The sequence below is a fragment of the Cellulophaga sp. genome (genome assembly GCF_039943695.1).
Classification (GTDB): Bacteria; Bacteroidota; Bacteroidia; order Flavobacteriales; family Flavobacteriaceae; genus Cellulophaga.
In genome coordinates this window covers 1-21063 of sequence record NZ_JBDVAA010000169.1, presented here as the reverse complement: position 1 = coordinate 21063, position 21063 = coordinate 1, and the positions used below count along the sequence as shown (strand labels likewise).

17 protein-coding genes and 1 pseudogene are annotated in these 21063 nt (G+C 29.6%); 9 read left to right on the top strand and 9 right to left on the bottom strand.

Annotation, left to right across the window (positions count from 1 at the left end):
- Window positions 1-232, bottom strand: a 232-nt coding sequence (locus ABJD66_RS11335; RefSeq protein ID WP_348131580.1) for a pyridoxal-phosphate dependent enzyme, incomplete at its 3' end; no start/stop codon positions are given.
- 293 nt (window positions 233-525) lie between these two features.
- Between ABJD66_RS11335 and ABJD66_RS11330 the strand changes: the two genes are divergently transcribed.
- Window positions 526-1650 (top strand): hypothetical protein, encoded by a 1125-nt coding sequence (locus ABJD66_RS11330; RefSeq protein WP_348131577.1) that lies wholly within the window; start codon window positions 526-528, stop codon window positions 1648-1650.
- 83 nt (window positions 1651-1733) lie between these two features.
- Here the strand turns inward: ABJD66_RS11330 and ilvC are convergent, their stop codons facing one another.
- From ilvC to ABJD66_RS11290, 8 genes are all read right to left on the bottom strand, one after another.
- A complete protein-coding gene (gene ilvC, locus ABJD66_RS11325) occupies window positions 1734-3209 on the bottom strand; it encodes a ketol-acid reductoisomerase (RefSeq protein ID WP_100896131.1) in 1476 nt (491 codons plus the stop codon).
- A gap of 46 nt (window positions 3210-3255) precedes the next feature.
- Window positions 3256-3783 (bottom strand): acetolactate synthase small subunit, encoded by a 528-nt coding sequence (gene ilvN, locus ABJD66_RS11320; protein WP_100896132.1) that lies wholly within the window; start codon window positions 3781-3783, stop codon window positions 3256-3258.
- A gap of 60 nt (window positions 3784-3843) precedes the next feature.
- Window positions 3844-5577, bottom strand: coding sequence for a biosynthetic-type acetolactate synthase large subunit (gene ilvB / locus ABJD66_RS11315; RefSeq protein WP_348131572.1), 1734 nt, complete (start codon window positions 5575-5577; stop codon window positions 3844-3846).
- Window positions 5578-5657: 80 nt separating this feature from the next.
- Window positions 5658-7334, bottom strand: a complete 1677-nt coding sequence (ilvD, locus tag ABJD66_RS11310; protein ID WP_348131569.1) for a dihydroxy-acid dehydratase — start codon at window positions 7332-7334, stop codon at window positions 5658-5660.
- A gap of 405 nt (window positions 7335-7739) precedes the next feature.
- Complete coding sequence (locus ABJD66_RS11305; protein ID WP_348131566.1) at window positions 7740-9503, bottom strand: hypothetical protein; 1764 nt, start codon at window positions 9501-9503, stop codon at window positions 7740-7742.
- 10 nt (window positions 9504-9513) lie between these two features.
- Window positions 9514-10737, bottom strand: a complete 1224-nt coding sequence (locus ABJD66_RS11300; protein ID WP_348131563.1) for a DUF4249 domain-containing protein — start codon at window positions 10735-10737, stop codon at window positions 9514-9516.
- 6 nt (window positions 10738-10743) lie between these two features.
- Entirely contained in the window at window positions 10744-13512 is a 2769-nt protein-coding gene (locus ABJD66_RS11295) for a TonB-dependent receptor (protein WP_348131560.1), read from the bottom strand.
- A complete protein-coding gene (locus ABJD66_RS11290) occupies window positions 13513-14241 on the bottom strand; it encodes a hypothetical protein (RefSeq protein ID WP_100896138.1) in 729 nt (242 codons plus the stop codon).
- Between the two features lie 311 nt (window positions 14242-14552).
- Between ABJD66_RS11290 and ABJD66_RS11285 the strand changes: the two genes are divergently transcribed.
- The 8 genes and pseudogenes from ABJD66_RS11285 to ABJD66_RS11250 form a co-directional block, all read left to right on the top strand.
- Complete coding sequence (locus ABJD66_RS11285; protein ID WP_100896139.1) at window positions 14553-14996, top strand: hypothetical protein; 444 nt, start codon at window positions 14553-14555, stop codon at window positions 14994-14996.
- A 118-nt stretch (window positions 14997-15114) separates the two neighbouring features.
- Window positions 15115-15801: an SGNH/GDSL hydrolase family protein gene (locus ABJD66_RS11280; RefSeq protein WP_100896140.1), complete on the top strand. Its 687-nt coding sequence runs from the start codon at window positions 15115-15117 to the stop codon at window positions 15799-15801.
- A gap of 4 nt (window positions 15802-15805) precedes the next feature.
- Window positions 15806-16813 carry a glycosyltransferase family 2 protein gene (locus tag ABJD66_RS11275; protein ID WP_348131555.1) on the top strand — a complete coding sequence of 336 codons (1008 nt, stop codon included), beginning with the start codon at window positions 15806-15808 and terminating at the stop codon, window positions 16811-16813.
- Between the two features lie 53 nt (window positions 16814-16866).
- Window positions 16867-18786 (top strand): BatA domain-containing protein, encoded by a 1920-nt coding sequence (locus ABJD66_RS11270; RefSeq protein ID WP_348131552.1) that lies wholly within the window; start codon window positions 16867-16869, stop codon window positions 18784-18786.
- Complete coding sequence (locus tag ABJD66_RS11265; RefSeq protein WP_348131549.1) at window positions 18783-20039, top strand: dihydroorotase; 1257 nt, start codon at window positions 18783-18785, stop codon at window positions 20037-20039. Before ABJD66_RS11270 ends, ABJD66_RS11265 begins: the two co-directional genes overlap by 4 nt.
- A gap of 69 nt (window positions 20040-20108) precedes the next feature.
- Window positions 20109-20531, top strand: coding sequence for a hypothetical protein (locus ABJD66_RS11260; RefSeq protein ID WP_100896144.1), 423 nt, complete (start codon window positions 20109-20111; stop codon window positions 20529-20531).
- Window positions 20532-20618: 87 nt separating this feature from the next.
- On the top strand, window positions 20619-20942 hold the full coding sequence (locus tag ABJD66_RS11255) for a hypothetical protein (RefSeq protein ID WP_100896145.1): 324 nt from the start codon (window positions 20619-20621) through the stop codon (window positions 20940-20942).
- A gap of 1 nt (window position 20943) precedes the next feature.
- A pseudogene (locus ABJD66_RS11250) lies at window positions 20944-21063 on the top strand (phospholipase); the annotation flags it as partial.

Genomic DNA, 21063 nt, shown 5'->3' with positions numbered 1-21063 from the left:
AGCTCCTCTTTCTTGCTTTTTTTCTTTCCTCATTACTTAAAGAGCTAATTTTATTATATGCCCCTCTAATTTTATAAGATCTAACTCTGTGTAAATCTTCTCTTTTTAAAAGAATATTTGTGTTAAATAATTTAGAGTAGCGAATACTCTCTAATAATGGTGTTGTATCTGCAACTGCACTTATTGTATCAGCTGCTTTGCGTATGTTTTCTATATTAGGAAAATAATTCATAGTGTAAATTTAAAAAACCTTTGTAGTTGAAACCTAAATATTCTTATGAATTTATCTTTAAATAGACACTTAAATTAACTTAACAATCTCCAAAAGTTAACACCTACTATTTTTTTATAATAAAAAGCTATTAAAACCAATTTTCCCCTCTAAATTATAATTTGTCAGTTCTTGTCTAGTCTGTATACAGTACATTTTTCTTTTTAAAATTTATTTTAGCGACATTATTAATCATTATCAATTTAATACCTATAAAAATATTGAATTGACAATTTATACTCCAAATATATATTATGAAAAACTGTAAAATTTTTATTTACTCACTACTTACTTTTATGTTAAGCTGTAGTTCTAAAGACATAGAGTCTCCTGATTTAGAAAATGAAACATCAGAAATTGTTAATTTAGATATTAATGACCACATAATTTCTACAAAGTCTGATTGTAATCTTACCAACACTCAATTATTTGACACCCCTGCTACTAAAAATGGAGTTTCTGTAAACAGAGGCGAATTTGATATGGGGGCTTGGAAAAAAGTTGAAGAATTATCTGATGAATTTAATTACCCTGGAGGAAAAACTTCTCCTAACTTTTCTGAAAAATGGAACTTAGGTTATGTAAATAGTTACACTGGACCTCTCCCAACTGTATGGACAGGAAACTCTATTGGCTTTGAAAATCAAGGATCTAATGACAATAGAGTATTGACATTAACAGCACAAGTAGAAGGTTCTGGGAATTCTAAAACATTAGAATGTGGTATGATTTCCACTAAAGCTACAAGTAGTTATCCTTTGTTTCAGGAAGCAAGAGTTAAAGTAAGTAATTCACAATTAGCTAATGCTGTTTGGATGATTAGTAATGACTCTGGACAGTTTGAAGAAATTGATAATCTAGAAACATATGGGCCAAGAATTAGACTTGATGGAGAAGAATGTGATAAACCTTATTTTGCTGATAGGTTACATTTAAGCCATCATACCTTTAAAAATGTAGATGGTGAGAGACTAGATTATCAACCTCAGAAAGAAACTTGGATGTCTAGAAAACAAAATTCTTCAAGTTGTGGCAGGGATAACGATGTAAAATGGAATGAAGCATACCATACCTATGGTGTAAAATGGGTAAGTCCTGAAGTACTTGAATATTTTGTTGATGGAAAAAGAGTAAAAATCATATCTGGATTACGAGACGAAGACGGTATTGATCCGGAGAATTATACAACTTGCGGAGATGGTCTTACAAAAGAAATGCATATGCTAATTAGTCAAGCTGCTCAAGTATGGAGATATGGCGGAGTTACTGAGTTTTGGAATAGTACCGATATTAAATTTGGAGCCGACACCAAAATGTCTGTTGATTGGATTCGTGTATATACACCAACTGGAACTACTAATAAAATAAACTGTAATTAAGAGAAAAGCTTTAAAAATAAAAAACGTATTTAACTCCACTGTAATTGTTTTGTTAAATACGTTTTTTATAAAAGATATACTAATTATACAATAGGTTTCATTGCAGTCATAGATGCTCTTAATCTAGCACCGACAATTTCTACCGGATGCTCTCTTAATGCTTTGTTTACAGCAATTAATTTAGCATTATCTACACCATTACCTGCGTCTGCAGCATATGGTTTTCCAATAACAGAAGTATCTACTTTAGCCATAAAATCTTTTAATAGAGGTTTACAAGCATGATCAAATAAATAACAACCATATTCAGCTGTATCAGAAATTACTCTATTCATTTCAAATAACTTTTTACGGGCAATTGTATTTGCAATAAGTGGTGTTTCATGCAACGACTCATAGTATGCAGATTCTGCAATAATACCAGAGTCTGTCATAGCCTCAAAAGCAAGTTCTACTCCTGCTCTAACCATTGCAATCATTAACACGCCGTTATCATAAAATTCTTGCTCAGAAATTTCTACATCACCAGCAGGTGTTTTTTCAAAGTTAGTTTCTCCTGTAGCTGCACGCCAATCTAACAAGTTTTTGTCGCCATTGGCCCAGTCCTCCATCATTGTTTTAGAAAACTCACCTTCCATAATATCATCCATATGTTTTTGGAATAACGGACGCATTATGTCTTTTAACTCTTCAGCTAATTCAAATGCTTTTATTTTTGCAGGATTAGACAAACGATCCATCATATTAGTAATACCACCATATTTAAGACCTTCTGTAACAGTTTCCCATCCGTATTGAATTAATTTAGAAGCATAACCAGCATCTACGCCTTCTGCTACCATTTTATCAAAACAAAGAATAGAACCTGTTTGTAACAAACCACATAAAATAGTTTGCTCTCCCATTAAATCTGATTTTACTTCAGCAACAAAAGAAGACTCTAAAACACCAGCCTTATGACCGCCTGTACCTGCTGCATACGCTTTAGCTTGTGCCAAACCTTTACCTTCTGGATCATTCTCTGGGTGTACCGCAATTAATGTTGGTACACCAAAACCTCTTTTATATTCTTCACGCACCTCTGAACCTGGAGATTTAGGAGCAACCATTATTACAGTTAAATCTTTACGTACTTGTGTACCTTCTTCAACAATATTAAAACCGTGAGAATACGATAACGTAGCTCCATTTTTCATTAATGGCATTACAGTGTTCACAACATTTGTATGTTGTTTATCTGGAGTAAGGTTAATTACTAAATCTGCCGTTGGTATTAAATCTTGGTAGTTACCTACTGTAAATCCGTTTTCTGATGCATTTTTGTACGATGCTCTTTTTTCTTGTATAGCAGCATCACGCAAAGCATAAGAAATATCTAAACCAGAATCTCTCATATTTAGTCCTTGGTTTAAACCTTGTGCTCCACAGCCAATAATTACTATTTTTTTGCCTTTTAAGGCTGTTACACCATCAGAGAATTCTGTAGTATCCATAAATCTACATTTACCCAACTGAGTTAATTTGTCTCTTAGTGATAAGGTGTTAAAATAATTTGACATTTTCTGTACTCTTTTTTCTCTCAATATCTAAACTGAGAATGATTAATTAATTATGTTGAAATTCTTCTAATAAGCTACTAATTCGCATTTCTGCTTTACTCACTGCAATTCTACCAGAACGTACAAACTGCATAATACCATAAGGTTCTAGTTGGTCATGCATTTTATTAATCTCGTCTCTTTTTCCGGACTTAGAAAGCACAAAAAAATCGCGTGCAACAGTAACTATTTGTGAGTTATTTTCTTTGATAATGTTTTGAATCTCTCGCTCATCAAACAATAAATCTGATTTTATTTTAAATAAAGCAGACTCTTGATAAATAATATCATCATCACAATGGTAATATGCTTTAATTACCTCTACTTGTTTTTCTATTTGACCAACAATATTTATGACCCATTGCTCTGTTGTATTTACAACAATTGTAAATTTAGAAACGCTATTGATCTCTGATTTTGATACATTTAAAGCTTCTATATTGATGTGCCTTTTTAAAAATATGCCTGATATTCTATTTAACAATCCAACGTTGTTTTCAGAATAAACCGATATGGTATACCAATTATTTTCCATTTTTTTATTGCCCCAATTTTACTTTAATAAAAAGTTATTTTGGAATTTTTTTAATTAAACTTATTTTAATCTAACGTCTGATACTGAAGCTCCCGAAGGAATCATAGGAAATACATTATCCTCTTTCTCTACCTTAACTTCTAAAAAATATGGATCTTTAGATGCTAACATTTCTTCTATAGTAGATTTTAACTCACTACGCTCACTAACACGCTTAGATTTAATATGATAGCCTTCTGCTATTTTTACAAAATCTGGATTTACCATTACAGTAGATGCATATCTTTTGTCAAAAAATAACTCTTGCCATTGGCGTACCATACCTAAATGATCGTTATTTAAAACAATAATTTTAACAGGCACGTTATGCTGAAAAATAACACCAAGTTCTTGTATTGTCATTTGATAACCGCCATCACCAATAACGGCAACTACTTCCCTATCCATAGCTCCCATTTTAGCTCCTATAGCTGCAGGTAAAGCAAAGCCCATTGTACCTAAACCACCAGATGTAATATTACTTTTTGTTTGGTTAAATTTTGCATATCTACAGGCTATCATTTGGTGTTGACCAACATCACTAACTATAACAGCACTGTTTTGGGAAGCCAGATTTACCTGTTCTATAACCTCGCCCATTGTGAGCTTCTCTTTAGTTGGCTTAATATCTTTTTTTATAACCGTATCATACTCTACTTGATACATGTCTTTAAACTTATTGTGCCAATTAGTATGTTTGTTATCATTTAAAAGAGGAAGTAATGCCTCTAGACTATCTTTAGCATTACCCAATACAGCTACATCTGTAGGAACGTTTTTGTTTATTTCTGCAGGATCTATATCAAAGTGTATAATTTTAGCCTGTTTAGCGTAACTATCTAAATTACCAGTTACACGATCATCAAAACGCATACCTATAGCAATTAAAACATCACACTCATTAGTTAAAACATTTGGCGCATAATTACCATGCATACCAACCATACCAACATTTAAAGGGTGTTCGCTATCTAAAGCAGCAACGCCCAAAATTGTCCAAGCAGCAGGTACTCCTGATTTTTCTATTACAGCTTTAAGTTCTTTTTCTGCTTTACCTAAAATAACACCTTGTCCAAATACTATTAATGGCTTTTTAGCGGAGTTAATTAGTGCAGCAGCAGCTTCAACCTTTGCTGTATCTATTTTAGGAAACGGATTGTAACTACGAACACCAACACAAGCTTCGTAACTAAAATCAAACTCTTCAAACTGAGCATTTTTTGTAATATCTACTAATACAGGACCTGGTCTCCCAGATCTAGCAATGTAAAATGCTTTAGCTAATATCTCTGGGATTTCTTCTGCTTTTGTAACTTGATAATTCCACTTTGTAACCGGAGTAGAGATACCAATAATATCTGTTTCTTGAAAAGCATCTGTGCCTAATAAATGTCTTGGAACTTGGCCTGTAATACAAACCATTGGAGTAGAATCTATTTGAGCATCTGCTAAACCTGTAACTAAGTTTGTTGCTCCAGGACCAGAAGTTGCCATAGCAACACCTACTTTACCAGAAACTCTTGCATATCCTTGCGCAGCATGTGTAGCTCCTTGCTCGTGACGCGTTAAAATGTGCGTTAATTTATCTTGAAATTTGTATAATTCATCATAAACGGGCATAATTGCACCGCCAGGATAACCATAAATTAAATCTACACCTTCAGCTAATAGACAATGTATAATTGCCTCTGCTCCACTTATTTTTATGGTCTTTTTGTTTTTTGATGTCGTCTTTTTTTCTTTTACTGTTTCCATCTTCAAAGAGTTAAAGTAAAAGTGCTATTGTTAAGTTTTTAAAAACCGAACAATGGTACTTTTGTGATTTTATTTTTTAGTTAAAATTCATCAGTTACACAACCCTGTGCAGCAGATGATACTGAACGTGCATATTTATACAATACACCTTTTTTAAATTTTAATTCTGGTGCTACCCAAGCAGCTTTACGCTTTGCTAATTCTTCTGAAGTTATGTCTACATTAATAGCATTTGTTTCTGCGTCTATAGTAATTACATCACCATCTTTAACAAGCGCAATTGTACCACCATCTTGAGCTTCTGGCGCAATATGACCAACTACAAAACCGTGTGTACCACCAGAAAAACGACCATCTGTAATTAAAGCTACGTCTTTACCAAGACCAGCACCCATAATAGCTGCTGTAGGTTTAAGCATTTCTGGCATTCCTGGGCCGCCTTTTGGCCCTTCATATCTAATGACGACTACATCTCCTTTTTTAACTTTTCCGTCCCTAATACCATCATTAGCATCATACTCACTATTAAAAACCTTTGCTGTACCTTTAAATAGTAAACCTTCTTTACCTGTAATTTTTGCTACAGAACCATTTTCTGCCAAATTACCATATAACATACGTAAGTGACCAGTTGCTTTTATTGGATTTTCTAGAGGACGAATAACATCTTGACCTTCTATTAAACTTGGTACATTTTCTAAGTTTTCTGCTAGCGTTTTACCTGTAACAGTTAAACAATCGCCATGTAATAATCCGTTTTCTAATAAGTATTTTAATACCGCTGGTATACCACCAATACGGTGTACATCTTCCATTAAATATTTACCACTAGGTTTTAGATCTGCGATAAAAGGTGTAGTGTCACTAATTTTTTGAAAATCTTGAAGTGTAAAATCAATGTCTGCAGCTCTTGCAATAGCTAAAAAATGTAATACAGCATTTGTAGATCCTCCCATAATTGTTACCAAACGAATAGCGTTTTCTAACGATTTTCTAGTAACTATATCTAACGGTTTAATATCCTTTTTTAGCAAGTAATACATTTGTTTACCGGCATCTATACACTCTTGTTTTTTTTCTTTACCTGTTGCAGGATTAGAAGAATTATAAGGTAAAGACATTCCTAAAGCTTCTATTGCAGATGCCATTGTATTTGCTGTGTACATTCCGCCACAAGCGCCAGCACCAGGAATAGCTTTTTTAATAATACAACCAAACTCTTCTTGCTGCATAGTACCTGCAACCTTTTCTCCCCAAGCCTCAAAAGCAGAAACAATATCTAACTTTCTATCGTTATGACAACCAGAGGCTATAGTACCTCCATAAACTAAAATAGATGGTCTATTTAAACGTATCATTGCCATTAAAGCACCAGGCATATTTTTATCACAACCAACAACGGTAACTAAACCGTCATAAGACATACCTTGTACAACAGTCTCCATAGAGTCTGCTATAATATCTCTAGATGGTAAAGAGAAACGCATACCAGGAGTTCCCATAGATATACCATCACTAACACCAATTGTATTAAAAATTAAACCAACAGATTCGTTTGTATTAACACCTTCTTTTACTTCTTTAGCTAAGTCATTTAAATGCATATTACACGGGTTACCTTCATAACCAGTACTTGCAATACCCACAATTGGTTTACTAAAGTCTTCATCTTTAAAGCCTATCCCGTACAACATAGCTTGTGCTGCTGGTTGTGTTGGATCTTGTGTTACGTTCTTACTATACTTATTTAACTCCATTTGGTTATATCTTGTAATTCTTTGACTTTTTTGAATATAATTTACTATTCAAATATAATTCTTTCACTTTCTTCATTTTTTTAACAATGTTTTTTAGTATAAATTCAACCTACTGTATATTTATTTAATTCACTTATAATCAACATATTAAAACCTTATTTTGTATCACATTCAGCTATTTTTATTTGTATAAATTGATAGTTATTTTAAAAGCACTTATAGTTTGAAACAAAAAAAAAGCCTGTGTCAATTTTATATGACACAGGCTTTTCTTAAAATCAATATAAGACCGTATCACCCCCAGAGAGAGATAATAATGACTAATACGATAATAATTATGTTGTTTTTCATTCTAATAACAATATTAGATATTATTTTTATAAATATGCACTATTTTTAAAAAAATTATTCAACTATAAAATCCTTTTTTACTGATACTTCTTTACCATTATCTGTAAATCCTTTTAAAGTTAGCGTAAAACTTCCTTTTACATCTGATGTATAGAACTCTATTTCTTTAGTTTTTAAATCTTTAAACGTAATATTTGGCTCCCATAATAATTGATATCTAAAATCTGGAATATGCTTATTAATATCATTTTTTTCATATTTAGGTTTGTAATAAATTATTTCTTGTGTAGGTTTGAATAAGTTATGATTTAAAATACCAGAGTTAGGATTAGATAATTTGAAATCTCTTTTTTTAGTGAAAATTTCAATTATTCCTTGATAGACTTCTTCTCCATAAACATATTTTCTTTTTAAAAGACTAATACTCTCTATTTTTCTAGCGTCGTAATCCATCATAATTGTATGATCCTGTATTACTACACCATCTACAAGAACAAGAGCCTTTATTTCAGGTAATTCAAAATAATCATAAGCTTTATTCTCCATCCTTACTTGAAAAACATATTTATCATTATTTATTTTTTTAGACCAAACATTGTCTATCACTTCTATTAATGTTTCTTTTACTGTTTTAAAACGAGTGTAATCATCTAGTCTATAAACAATCTTATTATCCATTGTAAAAGGCTCGCTATTTTTATGAATTAAAATTGAATCTGGTTTTAATTCAAAATAAGCATTCTCTATTTGGTTGTGAATACTTCGATTTAATATTAATTGATTAGCCGAATATGGTATTCTTGGTTTTTTATATATTAAGTTTGACAAATCTACTCCTGTATGTGGTAACATTGTTAACTTGTAATCTTCAGCGTTTTTACTAATAACTTGAATAATAGCATTAGCTGCATCATATTCTTTATCCAAAATAAATTCAAACTCCCCTTTATTATTTGTTTTTGAAAATTTTAAAAAGTATCCATTACTACTAGGAATAGAAATAGAAACAGATATATTTTGAATTGGTAAAGAAGTATCAGTTGTTTTTATAGCTCCTTTTATTAGCTCTCCACGTAACTCCGGTAAAGAAATATTATTCTCTTTTACTAAGTCTATATAATTAGCTTCTTCAGTTTTAAAATCTTTGTAATTATTTAAAAAGTCACTTTTGTTTAATATTATTGAGTTTTTCTTATAAACAGACACAGAGTAATTACCATTAGTATGTATTTGTGTTGGAAATAACGATACATTTACCTTTGATCTTTGCTTGTAAACTTTTTTTGATAATTTAACATCAATACTATTATTACTGGAGATATTATTAACTACACCTGGATTATTACTTACTAAATTTTCCTCTGCAACAAAATCTATATTTTGTTTATTTTGATAAGGATTTATGAGAGCTATATCTCCTTCAAAAAAAGATGTGCTTTTATTATTTTTCATCCAATTGGTATACCCTATAATTTTATAGTTTCCAGTAGGTACAGAAACGGGTATAAAAAAATCTCCTCTTCCTAAACCATCAACAAGCCTAACTTTTTGACGAACAATAACCTTATTACCTTTTCCTACTAGTGCTACATAACCAATTTTACTAATACTACTTGGTTCTTGATTTTTTAAATAGGTACAATACATAGTGTAATGTATATACTCACCTACAAATAACAAATTAGAATTATAGTGTATATAAACCTGTTCCTTTAAAGCTTTGGAGGTTACGTGTTTTATATTATTATCCTGACCGTTTAAATGATTAGAAAATTGAATAAAAAAACACAAAATAAAAATTTGATATATTTTTTTCATTAACTAGGTTTTAATCTTCCCAAAAATCAGGAACTATACTACTACTAAAAACGGTACAATCTCCACATTCTACTTTTACATAAACATTGGGACCATTTTCTATGTCACCATAAGGGCAAAACTCATTAGTACAAGGCTCTGGCTCATCTGTTACCCATGTGTAGCTATTATTTTTAAGAATTTCTATTACTTTCCTTGCATCTGCAGGTGCTATAAATGAACAAGAATAAGGGTACTTAGCTGTAGAAGATTTATCTGTAAAAATATCTTTATACTCAAAAAATATTCTTTTGGAAGAAACAGATGAAACTTCAAAAAAACCAACGACTTTTTCATTTTCATCATTTATACTCTCTATATTACCCTTTAACAAACCTGGTTGTATTTGAGAAAACAAACCCTCCGAACTAGAAAAATTCTCTAGAGTTTGGTAAAAAGTATGCGCTTCTCTAGATATAATATATTGTTTAACTAAAACGGTATACCTGTTCAAAATTTTGTAATCATTTCTATCTATAAACCTTACTGGAAAATTAACTAATTGTCCTGCACTTAACTCCTCTGTAGACCCTATAATTAAAGAATTAGACTTTTTAGTACTAAAACAAACTTTGCCCGTTTCATCATTAAAATATTCAATTTTTATTTGAGGTGGTTCTTCTGAAACAATAACAGCTTTTCTCTTTCTAAACCAAGGTGCTATAATTTTATGTGTCTCTTCATACTCATATCTGTAATACTTCACTTCTCCTGAAGCTTCATTAACATCTACCATTATAGAAACACCTTCTTCTAAATTAGAGTTAGTTGTTTTTTTAACAGATACTTTATCTATACCACTACCTGTACTTAAAAAGCTAGGAGTAGATTTATATTCTTTACCTTTAGCTGTTTTTATATGTAACACATAAGCTATATTTTCTGCTTTAAAAGCCATATTAGATACATATTCTCCTGACTCTAGCTCACTAAAACTATATTCATTATTTAAATCATCTAAAATAGTAACAGTAGCTCCTTCTTCGCTTTTAGCTCCGTCCTCTTCAAATTTAAAAGTTCTACTTAATTTTATTTTCTGATACTTGTACTCATCTGTTAAAACAGCTTCTACAACTAATATGCTGTCATAGTCTTTGGTTACTGGAGAAAACTCCTCTATACAACCTGCTAATAAAAAGGTAGCTAGTAAAAAAACGAACAAAGATTTATAATGTTTTATAATGTTTTTTATCATTTGCAGTTAAAATTTAATATTATAGGTTATAGTAGGAATTGGAATAGAAAAAATAGAGCTTTTATACGCCTTAACTTCATTATCTTCTGTAACAAAATAAACCGAATAAGGATTATTTCTTCCTAGTACATTGTATATAGATATGTTCCAAAAACTATGTCCTAACTTTTTAAGTTTATGATTACCTTCTACATTAAAACTTAAATCTAACCTATAATAATCTGGTATTCTAAACTTATTTCTGTCGCTATAAATTGGATAATCTGATCCTTGATATGTAAAATTACCTATAGGGTATGTTACTGGTCTTCCTGTTTGATATGTAAAATTACCTGAGAAGCTAAACCTACGGGTTATTTTAAAATTAGAAACCAAATTTAAATTATGTGGTTTGTCATAATTTGAAGGGAAATAATCGCCATTATTAACTTGCTCTTCGGAAAACTCACTGTTTAACTTTAAAAAAGATTTAGAATATGTGTAACTTAACCACCCATTTACATCTCCTGCATTTTTACGCACTAAAAATTCTACTCCATATGCTTTTCCTTTACCTTGCAAAATTTCAGTTTCAATATTTTCATTTAAAGTTAACTGTGCTCCTGTTTTAAAATCTGGCACATTATTAGACAATTTATAGTACCCTTCTAAACTTATTTCATAGTCGTTACCTGCTATATTTTTATATATTCCTAAAGCAAACTGTTCTGCTTTTTGAGGTTTAATGTTATAGTCTGATAGTTTCCAAGTATCAATAGGAGAACCCGTAGTATTATTAGATAAAGTGTGTATGTATTGATACATTTTATTATAACTAGCCTTAATAGATAAATTATCTTTTAGTAAATATCTAGCAGCTACTCTAGCTTCTATCCCTCCATAAGTTTTTACTTCTTCATTTTTATCAAAGTTTAATATCTCTTCTACTGTTTCATCATTTTTAGGTTCTCCTTCTTTATAAACTCTTGTTGTATTTTCTCCTAAAGTTGTAAAGGTTGAATATCTAACTCCCAAATTAAACATCAATTTATCATTAAATTCAAAGTCATCTGATAAGAAAAGAGCTGATTCTAGTCCTTTTTCTTTATCCAAGTTAATTTTTTGTACATCAGACTCATCTCCTAAAGGCTCTTTATTACCTGGGGTAACATTATATAACTTACTAGTTATTCCATAGTTAATTTTATGCTTGCTATTATATAAATAAGTTATTTTGTATTTAAAACCTGTTTCTACTATTCCGTAATCAAAAGCAAAGTCAGTATTTGTATCCCCATCATAATCTATGTTAAATCCGTAGTGAGTATTAAAAAGAGATAAATTCCCCACGTTTTTATCATTTAATTGATTGTCCCAACTTAGCGAAAAAACTGCATTATTATAACTGTATAAAGAATCTGAAGTTATACTAAAAACATCTTTACTATAGTATGCTGTAGCTCTTATATCATTTTTATCATTAATTTTATGATTATACTTTGCTATTACATCATAAAAATTTGCCTTACTCTTTTTTAAATCATCATCGTCTAATGATTTAAGAACCCAGTCTGAATAAGTAGATCTACCACCAACCATTAATGACGATTTACCTTTAACAATAGGAAGTTCTAATGCTATATTATTTGTAATTGGCCCTATAGATGCCTCGCCTGCAAAATTATCTACATTACCATCTTTAGATTTTATATCAAAGACTGATGATAAGCGTCCTCCAAATTCTGAAGGAATACTACCTTTATAAACTTTTAAACTCTTTGTTGTAAAGGGATTTAAAGCCTGAAAAATACCAAAAAAATGAGATGGGTTATAAATAACAGCATCATCTAAAAGTATTAAATTCTGATCTGTTTTACCTCCTCTTACATTAAAGCCTGTAGCTCCTTCACCTGCAGTGGTAATACCTGGTAATGTAGTTGCTACTTTTAGTATATTTCTTTCTCCTAAAACCAGTGGTATGTTTTTAGACTCTTCTGAATCTATTTCTGAAGTCCCCATTAAGGTTTCTTCTACATTAACATCTTGTGCGCCATCTACTATAATTTCATCTAATTGTTCTATATCTTCTTTTAAGCTAAAATTTAACTGTCCATTATTAAATAAAAAGACTCTTTTTACTTGTGCTTTTACACCTATAGAACTCACTTCTATTAAGTTTTCTCCTTTTGGCAACTTAATTTCGTAAAAACCATTATTGTTTGTAGATACCCCTAAATTTCTATTCTTTACATATATAGTCACATTAGGAATGGGTTCATTATTTAAATGTTGTTTTATGTAACCACTTAATATAAAAGTACTTTTAGTATCATTTATAGTAGACTTACCAATCCTAAGAGTTTCAATAAAACTATTACCTAAATCATTACTTTTTTTATTGTAAAAAACAGGAGTAATAGTATTATTTTTTTTCTCTTTAGTACTAGTTGTATCATTTACTGGAGCAGAAAAAATTTTAGGTAACTCATTATATACTATTCTATTCTGTAAAACATAAACATTTGTTTTATCAACAAAATAATTTAAATCTGTATTTTTAAAAATGTCTTCTAAAATGGTTGTTAATTTCTCATCTTTATAAATACCAGAAACTTTACCATTGCTAAACCAGTTATTAGAAAAATAAAAGTTAAAGTTATAACTGTTTTCAATTTTACTTAAAACGTCTTTAATAGGAGAATCTTTAAATTGAATAGTTATCAAAGTTTCTTTATGCTGAGAGTAAATTGTAAAACTAAAGAATAATATTAAAAATAAAATTATATATTTTTTCATTTATAACGCTTTAGTTTTTTTATTCATTAATAAATTTATTTTTTTTAATAAATCTATAATATTAGAGTCATTGCTTTTGTAATTCACTGAATATTTTCTAATGACAGATTTATACTCTGGAAAAATTTTACTTAGATTTCTAATTTTTTTTATTTTTATTAGACTCTTATTATAATGTAATAAGTTATAATTCCTATCTGAGAACTGATATAATAACTTGTTATTAGATCTTTTTTCTATTCTACTTTTTATATGTTTTTTGTAAAATTGAAAATTCTCATTATTCAATAATAATTCCACATATCCATTATAACTCCCCTGCTCAACAGTCAAGTTATCTATATTTACAAAGTATTGAGAATTCAACATAAAACTATCTACCTTATTATTTATTGGCTGAATAGTTATTAAGTTATTATTACTGTTTTTTAAATTGATTAGTAATTCATCTTCAAAAACATCATATTTAATTTTTACATTATTAAATAACTGCCTATCGTATACTATACTTCCATTAAAAAATTCAAATTGTTTATAATATCTATTTGTATTTTCAAATGATCTATTTTTTTCAAAATAACCATCTCCATCATCTAAAAAACCGTTATAAATAACTGTTTTTTCTAATCCAATTTCTTTGTCAAACCAACTATATAGGTCAACATTGGATTTTACAAAATCATTTTTAAGCTTTAATTGACCATAGGAAAAAGGAGAAATATAAAACATAGTAACACATACTATGATTATTATGCATTTGTGGTTCATACTAGAGACAGAGGTTTGGTAAGGTTACTTATTATCTCAAATATATATTTTCTAACAAGAATTAATAAAATTTTAACAAATATTCATAAATTTTTAACAATCTAACAGTTTAATATTTATAATTCTCAGGAAGATGTAAATATCAATTATTATCCTAAAAGTGTGCATTTCATCTAAAAAGTAAATGCAAGTGTGTATTTCATCGAAACGTAAATAATAAACCTAAAAAAGTACGGTTATAATAACCCCAAACCTTATTAAACCTACTATTAATGACTTGTTTAGAATGTAAGAAAGAGCTTAGCTATATTGACCATAAAAATGCAATAGACGCATTTGGAGTAGAGTTGTGTGCAAAGCATCAAGTGAGATTAAACAGACTCATCTTAAAAAATAATACACCCATAGAGGCCATACAATTATATTATGGACTTAAAAGCAGAGGATTAACACCTATGTTAGAATGGTGGGATGGTAAAAAATCTATAGATATTGCTATTTCTAGAGTTAAATTAAATATAGAAATAGATACCGAATATAATATGCTTACTCACGAGCAAGCAATTAACGACTTAGAAGAGGCTATGCATTCTTTTAAAAACGGTTTTACGACTATCCGAATCCCCAACGATTTAATTAAACATCATTTTACAGAGACTATTAATAATATTCTTGGCATTGTAGAAGGGCTAAACGCTAATATTAAAAAAATATAGAAACGTACTTTACTAAGTAATTTAATAATTTTTAGGCCTACCCACACCCTATTACTTTTATTAAATTACTATTACTTTTTCATTTTTTATTATCTTGGTACTTTAACCTCAATAAAAAATGAAAAAAGTAATAACATTCCGTATTTTAATTCTATGTTTTTTTATGTCATGCAACTCACAAGCACAAGACTGGGCTAACCTAAATAAATATAAAAAAGCAAACACAGAACTAAAGGCTCCTACATCTAATGAAAATAGAGTTGTTTTTATGGGCAATTCTATAACAGAAGGCTGGAGCAATGCAATGCCTAGTTTTTTCGAAAATAAAAATTACATTAACAGAGGTATAAGCGGACAAACAACTCCGCAAATGTTATTACGTTTTAGACAAGATGTTATTAACCTTAACCCTAAGGTAGTTGTAATTTTAGCTGGCACAAATGACATTGCTGGTAATACTGGGCCAACTACTTTAAATGAAATTACCGATAATATTAAAAGTATGGCAGAACTTGCTACCAAAAACAATATTAAGGTTATAATTTCGTCAACACTACCAGCTTTTGATTATCCTTGGGCTCCAAATAAAAACCCAAATACTAAAATACCTAAGTTAAATGCGATGTTAAAATCATATGCAACTGATAATAATTTTATCTACTTAGATTATTTTTCTGCTATGGCTACTAAAGAAAATGGACTTAGAAAAGAGCATTCTGGAGACGGTGTTCATCCTAACAAAAAAGGATACCAACTTATGGCTCCTTTAGCAAAAGAAGCAATTGCTAAAGCATTAAAGAAATAATAAAATGCCAACCCCTTTAGTTAGTATATTAATACCCTTCAAAAATGTTGAAGCTTTTTTAGATGAATGTATTAACTCTATAATATCACAAACCTATACCAACTGGGAAATACTGGCTATTAATGATCATTCTACAGATAGTAGCGCTTCAATTTTAGAAAATTATGCTAAAAAAGATAGCAGAATTAAAACAACGCTAAATAATGGGCAAGGTATAATTAAAGCTCTACAATTAGCCTATAAATTATCTAATGGTACTTATATAACCAGAATGGATTCTGATGACATAATGATGCCTAATAAGATTAAAATAATGCTTTCTTCGCTCTTAAAAAATGGCACCAAGCATATTGCTGTAGGAAAAGTAAAATATTTTGCAAAAAATGGTGTAAATGATGGTTATAAAAAGTATGAAGAGTGGTTAAACCAATTAACTACAACTGGTGATAACTATTCAGAAATATATAAAGAATGTGTGATACCGTCTCCTTGTTGGATGGTACATAAATCTGATTTTGATGCAGTAGGTGGTTTTGAGCCTAACACCTACCCAGAAGATTATGACTTAGCCTTTAGATTTTACAAACACAAAATAGAATGTATTCCGTGTAATACCATTTTACATAAATGGAGAGACTACTCAACAAGAACATCTAGAACTAGTGAACATTATGCGCAAAACTACTTTTTAGAGTTAAAACTTAATTATTTTTTAGAGATAGAATATCTACAAACAAATACACTTGTAATTTGGGGAGCTGGTAAAAAAGGAAAAGAGATTGCTAAAAAACTAATAGAAAAAAATATTCCTTTTCTCTGGGTATGTAACAACCAACAAAAAATAGGCAAAGACATATATAATCAAAAATTAAAACATTTTTTAGCCATAGACAATGTTAAAGATCTACAAATAATAATTACAGTTGCTAACCAAAAAGAGCAATTAACTATTAAAAGTCATCTTAATACATTAAACCTTAAAGCTGTAAAAGATTATTTTTTCTTTTGCTAATGTGCTATTTCCTTTGGTTTAATTTCATTATATTTGAAAAATTAAATTAAGGAATGCAGTTTAAATATCCGGAACTTCTTTGGGCTTTATTTTTACTATTGGTTCCATTATTTATTCATCTTTTTCAACTCCGTAGATTTAAAAAAACGCCTTTTACCAATGTTGCTTTGCTTCAAAAGGTAAAAACACAATCTAAAAAAGCTCGTAATCTAAAAAAATGGCTTCTTTTAGCTGCTAGACTTTTTTTATATACCGCATTAATAATTGCATTTGCACAACCATATTTTGCTAAAAAAGATGTTTTTAAAAAGAGAGAAACTGTTATTTATTTAGACAATTCTTTTAGTATGCAAGCGCTAAATAATGGAACTAGCCTTTTGCAAACTGCCGTGCAAGAACTCATAAAGAGTAACGCCAAAGAAAAAGAGTTTAGTCTTTTTACTAATACTAATACGTATAAAAATGTTGTTTTAAAAGATATTCAAAATAATCTGCTTTCATTAGGTTATAGTAGTAATCAACTACACATAAAAGATGTTATTTTAAAAGCAAATACCTTATTTAGCAAAGATAATAGTAGTGTAAAGGATCTTATAGTTATTTCTGATTTTCAGCAAAAAAATGAAGCTTATACTATAGACAGCTTACAAACTAATATATACTTTGTAAAACAAAATACTGAGAACTTTACAAATATTAGTATTGATAGTTTATATGTTTCTAATACAGACGCTACAAATTTAGAACTAACAGCTAACCTTAAAGCTAATACTAATGCAGAGAACACTGCTGTTGCGTTATATAATAATGATACTTTAATTGCAAAAACATCTGCCTTATTTAATAATAGCAAAGAAGCTAAAGTTAACTTTACATTACCAAAAGACGTTGGTATTAAGGGCAAAATAGAGCTAACAGATACAGGTTTAATGTATGACAATAGTTTTTACTTTAACATTAATAAAAGAGATAAAATAAAAGTGTTAGCTATTTCTAATACTGATAATACCTTTTTAAATAAGATATTTACTAATGATGAGTTTAAAACCAATACAACCACTATAAACCAATTAAACTACAGTCTAATTCCTACTCAAAATTTAATTATATTAAATGAACTTAAGGCAATACCAGAATCTTTAAAAAATGCATTAACTTCATTTACTAAAAACGGAGGTTCGTTGGTTGTTATCCCTTCTTTAAAATTAGACATTAATAGTTACAATGCTTTGTTATCTAACTATTTTTCAACCAAACTAAAAGGTTTAATCAATATAGAACGTAAGGTAACTGGTATCAATTTTTCTCATCCATTATATACAAATGTATTTCAAAAAAGAGTCACTAATTTTCAATATCCAACGGTAAACAGTTCTTTTATCACTAACAGTTCTGCTCCTAGTCTTTTAAGTTACCAAGATAATTCTCCTTTTTTAATGGGTGCAAATGGCTTTTACTTTTTTACAAGTAGCTTATCAAAAGAAAACTCTAATTTTAAAGGTTCTCCGCTAATTGTTCCTACACTATATAATATGGGTTACACAAGTTTTAAAATTCCAAAACTATACACAACACTTGGTAAAGCCACAACTGTAGACGTAGAAACTAAAGTTAATAAAGATCTTGTTTTAAAAATTACAAAAGATAAAAACGAATTTATTCCGCAACAACAATCTTTTACAAATAAAACCACATTAACTTTTTCTAATACTCCGCAAAATGCTGGTATTTATACCATAAAGAAAGGAGAATCAGAATTAGGTTCACTAAGTTTTAATTATAATAGAGAAGAAAGTAAACTTATATATACAGACATTAATAGTATTGCAAATATCAAACAAAGCACTAGTATTAGTCAACTATTAACCAATTTAGAAAATAACCAAAAGGTAAATGAGCTTTGGAAATGGTTTGTTATTTTTGCGTTGTTTTTCTTAATACTAGAAGTTCTTATTCAAAAATATTTTAAATGAATATATTAATAAAATCTGCCAAAATTTTTGATAAATCTAACAAAGATTTACATTTAAAAACTAAAGATATTTTAGTACAAAATGGTGTTATTACAAAAATTTCTGATGCTGTAACACCTACAGAGGATGCCGTAATTGTATCTAAAAAAAACCTATGTATTTCTATTGGTTGGTTAGACACTAGTGTATCTTTTGGTGAGCCTGGTTTTGAAGAAAGAGAAACAATAGAGAACGGACTAAAAACTGCAGTTAAAGGTGGTTTTACAGATATTATACTTAATACAAATACAAACCCAATACCATACACTAGCGCTACACTTGCTTTTATTAAAGATAAAGCCAAAGAAGAAGTAACCAATTTACATCCGCTAGGTGCTTTAACTATAAATAGTGAAGCAATAGATTTAGCGGAATTGTATGATATGAAAAATGCTGGTGCAGTTGGCTTTTCAGACTATAAGAAACCGACTAGCAACTCTAACCTATTAAAAATAGCGTTGCAATATGCTCAAAATTTCGATGGCTTAATTTATTCTTTCCCGTTAGATTGCAAAATTGCCGGAAAAGGAATTGTAAATGAAGGTGATGTATCTACAAGTCTTGGCTTAAAAGGTATACCTGCTTTAGCTGAAGAATTACAAGTTGCCAGAGATTTATTTATTTTAGAATACACAGGTGGCAAATTACACATACCAACCATTTCTACTGCAGGCTCTGTAAAACTAATAAAAGAAGCAAAGAAAAAAGGATTAGACGTAAGCTGTAGCGTTGCTTTATACAACCTACTCTACACTGATGAAAAACTAACAGAATTTGACACTACTTATAAAGTATTACCTCCGTTAAGAACAAAAGAAGATATTACTGCGCTTATAGAAGGTGTTAAAAACGGAACCATAGATTTTGTAACTACAGACCATAACCCTTTAGATATAGAACAGAAAAAAGTTGAATTTGATAATGCTGCTTATGGTACCATAGGTCTAGAATCATCATTTGGTATATTAAATACTATTTTTGATACAGAAACTACTATAGAAATTTTAACTAAAGGTAGAGAGCGTTATGGCTTACAAACTCCAAAAATAAAAGAAGGTAATACTGCTTGTTTTACCTTGTTTGATAATGACACATTACACTACATTAACAAACAAACATCTAAGAGTAGAGCTAAAAACTGTATGTTTTTTGAAGAAAAACTAAAAGGACAAGTTTTTGGTGTTTTAAATAAATATGTAGCAGAAATACTATAATTTGTTTAGGTGCGTTAATTAATAGACTAAAAGTTAGTCAACTTTTTAACCAACTAATACCACAAAATTATGATTTTCGGAATTACGCTAATAATACTAGGTATTTTAGCAGCACCATCTTTATTACTATCTAAAAAACCAAATGCACAAGAACTTCTAGACAAAATTACACCTTACCAAGGTTGGATAGGTTTAGGATTTTGTGTTTGGGGAGTAATTAGTATTGTTCAAGCTATTTTAAGAATAGGTTGGCTTACTACTTATCCTATTTACTGGATAACTTATATTGCTGTAGCCGTTGTTACAGCTGCATTAGGTTTTATTTTAGGTTACGGAATGATAAACAAACTTTTATTATCTAAAAATGAAGAAGCAAAAGCAAAAGGAGAAGCTTTACTTGCAAAACTTAGACCTTTACAAGGTAAATTAGGATTAGCAGCAATTATCTTAGGAGTTTGGGCTATTATTTCTAGCTTATTATTTTTTATGTAACTATAAGCATCATATAAAAATGTAAAAAGAGGTCTTAATTAGACCTCTTTTTTTTTGCAAAATTTTTACCTTGCACAAAAAAGTAAAATGAATAAAAAACCTAAAGGAAAAACTACCGCAATAGTATCTTACTTTACAGGTGTAGGCACCTTAATTGCAATTACTATGAATATGGATGACAAACATGAATTTGCTCGTTTTCATATTAGACAAAACTTTGGTTTAAATTTATTTTTTGTAGGTTTTGCATTATTTATTAGCCAATGGTTAAGTATTTACGCTTCTATGGGTTTATACATATCATATATTGTATTATGGACCTATGGTTTTATTGGTATGCTAAACAATAAAAAACAAGAAATTCCTTTTATAGGAAAAGCTTCTCAAAAATGGTTCACTTTTATAAATTAGTATGACGACAGCACCACTATCATTAGAACACATTATACAACCAGCAACTATAGAACAAGAAAAAACTCCTGTTTTATTTATGCTACACGGTTACGGTAGTAATGAAGAAGATCTTTTTTCT